1 protein-coding gene is annotated in these 2,730 nt (G+C 63.0%); it reads left to right on the forward strand.

What is annotated here, in order from left to right:
• Positions 1–203: 203 nt before the first annotated feature.
• The coding region (gene secA, locus EOA38_RS32810) for a preprotein translocase subunit SecA (RefSeq protein ID WP_127301184.1) at positions 204–2,730 on the forward strand (2,527 nt) is incomplete at its 3' end.

Consider the following 2,730-nt stretch of genomic DNA (forward strand, 5'->3'; position numbering starts at 1 on the left):
GTCCGATTGTGGCGGAATTTGGCGCTGCCCGGAGGGCTAACGCGGCGTTGACATCGATTGAGCCCCCTCTTATCTGTCCAACGACTTGGCGTCCAGAACCGTTTTCCGGGCGCTTTTTGCGTTTGTCCGCATTCACGCGGATTTGATAGGCCCGCCAGGCGCCTGTCGCAAACGGCTAAAATTGCTATCGAAAGGACCATTGGATGGTCAGTCTCGGCGGTCTCGCCCGTAAGGTTTTCGGCTCCTCCAACGACCGCCGAGTCAAGGCGACCAGGCCCCGGGTCGAGGCCATCAACGCCATGGAAAACGAGATGCGGGCGCTGTCCGATGCCGAGCTTGCGGGCCGCACGGAAAAATTCCGCCAGGATCTCGCCAACGGCGCGTCGCTCGACGACCTGCTGATACCGGCTTTCGCCACCGTGCGCGAAGCGGCCCGCCGCGTTCTGAGCATGCGTCCCTTCGACGTGCAATTGATCGGCGGCATGGTGCTGCACAATGGCGGCATCGCCGAAATGCGCACCGGCGAGGGCAAGACGCTGGTCGCCACCTTGCCGGTCTATCTCAATGCGCTTGCCGGCAAAGGCGTCCATGTCGTCACCGTCAACGACTATCTGGCCAAGCGCGACGCGGAATGGATGGGCCGCATCTACAAGTTCCTCGGCCTCACCGTCGGCATCATCGTTCACGGCCTCTCCGACGACGAGCGCCGCGAGGCCTACGCCTCCGACGTCACCTATGCCACCAACAACGAGCTCGGCTTCGACTATCTGCGCGACAATATGAAGTACGAGCGCTCGCAGATGGTGCAGCGCGGCCATGCCTACGCCATCGTCGACGAGGTCGATTCCATCCTGGTCGACGAAGCGCGCACGCCGCTGATCATTTCCGGTCCGCTCGAGGACCGCTCGGAAATGTACAACACCATCGACGCCTTCATGCTGAGGCTCGGCCCCCCCGACTACGAGGTCGACGAGAAGCAGAAGACCACGATCTTCACCGAGGACGGCACCGAAAGGCTGGAAAACATGCTGCGCGACGCCGGCCTGCTGAAGGGCGAGTCGCTCTATGACGTCGAGAACGTCGCCATCGTCCACCATGTCAACAATGCGCTGAAGGCGCACCTTTTGTTCCAGAAAGACAGGGACTACATCGTGCGCAACGGCGAGATCGTCATCATCGACGAGTTCACCGGCCGCATGATGCCTGGCCGCCGTTATTCGGAAGGCCTGCACCAGGCGCTGGAGGCCAAGGAACACGTGGCGATCCAGCCGGAGAACCAGACGCTCGCCTCCGTCACCTTCCAAAACTATTTCCGCCTCTACAAGAAGCTCGCCGGCATGACCGGCACGGCGCTGACCGAGGCCGAGGAATTCGCTAACATCTACAATCTCGAAGTCACCGAGATCCCGACCAACCTGCCGGTCGTCCGCAAGGACGAGGACGACGAGGTCTATCGGACGGTGGACGAGAAGTACAAGGCGATCGTCAAGGAGATCAAGGAAGCGCGCGACAAGGGCCAGCCGATCCTAGTCGGCACCACCTCGATCGAGAAATCCGAGCAGCTGGCCGAACGCCTGCGCAAGGACGGTTTCAAGAATTTCGAGGTGCTGAACGCCCGCCACCACGAGCGGGAGGCGGCCATCGTCGCCCAGGCCGGCAAGCCCGGCGCCATCACCATCGCCACCAACATGGCCGGCCGTGGCACCGACATCCAGCTTGGCGGCAACGCCGACATGCGCATTGCCGAGGAATTGGCCGACATGCCGGCCGGGCCGGAACGCGAGGCACGTGAAAAGCAGATCCGCGACGACGTCGCGCAGTTGAAGGAAAAGGCGCTGGCCGCCGGCGGCCTCTACGTTTTGGCCACCGAGCGCCATGAATCGCGCCGCATCGACAACCAGCTCCGCGGCCGCTCCGGCCGCCAGGGCGATCCGGGCCGCTCGAAATTCTTCCTGTCGCTGCAGGACGACCTGATGCGCATCTTCGGCTCCGAGCGCATGGACGGCATGCTGCAGAAGCTCGGTCTCAAGGAAGACGAGGCGATCATCCACCCGTGGATCAACAAGGCGCTGGAAAAGGCGCAGAAGAAGGTCGAGGCGCGCAACTTCGACATCCGCAAGAACCTCTTGAAATATGACGACGTCTCCAACGATCAGCGCAAGGCGGTGTTCCAGCGACGCATCGAGTTGATGGACGGCGAAGGTCTGTCCGAGACGGTCACCGAGATGCGCGAGGGCGTCATCGAGGAAATCGTCGCCAAGAACATCCCCGAAAACGCCTATGCCGAGCAGTGGAACGTTGCCGGCCTGAAGGAGGAAGTGGCGCAATTCCTGAACCTCGACCTGCCGGTCGAAGAGTGGGTCAAGGAAGAGGGCATCGCCGAGGACGACATCCGCGAACGCATCGCGGCGGCTGCCGATGCAGCCGCGAAGGAACGCGCCGACCGCTTCGGCCCCGACGTGATGAGCTATGTCGAGCGCTCGGTGGTGCTGCAGACGCTCGACCACCTGTGGCGCGAGCACATCGTCAATCTCGACCATCTGCGCTCGGTCGTCGGCTTCCGCGGCTATGCCCAGCGCGACCCGCTGCAGGAGTACAAGGGCGAGGCCTTCGAACTGTTTCAGGCCATGCTCGGCAACCTGGAACAGGCCGTCACCGCGCAGCTGAGGCGAGTCGAGTTGGTCCGCCAGGCGGCGGACGCTCCCCCGCCTGAGCCGCCCGACATGTTCG

This window comes from Mesorhizobium sp. M1E.F.Ca.ET.041.01.1.1 (assembly GCF_003997355.1).
GTDB lineage: Bacteria > Pseudomonadota > Alphaproteobacteria > Rhizobiales > Rhizobiaceae > Mesorhizobium.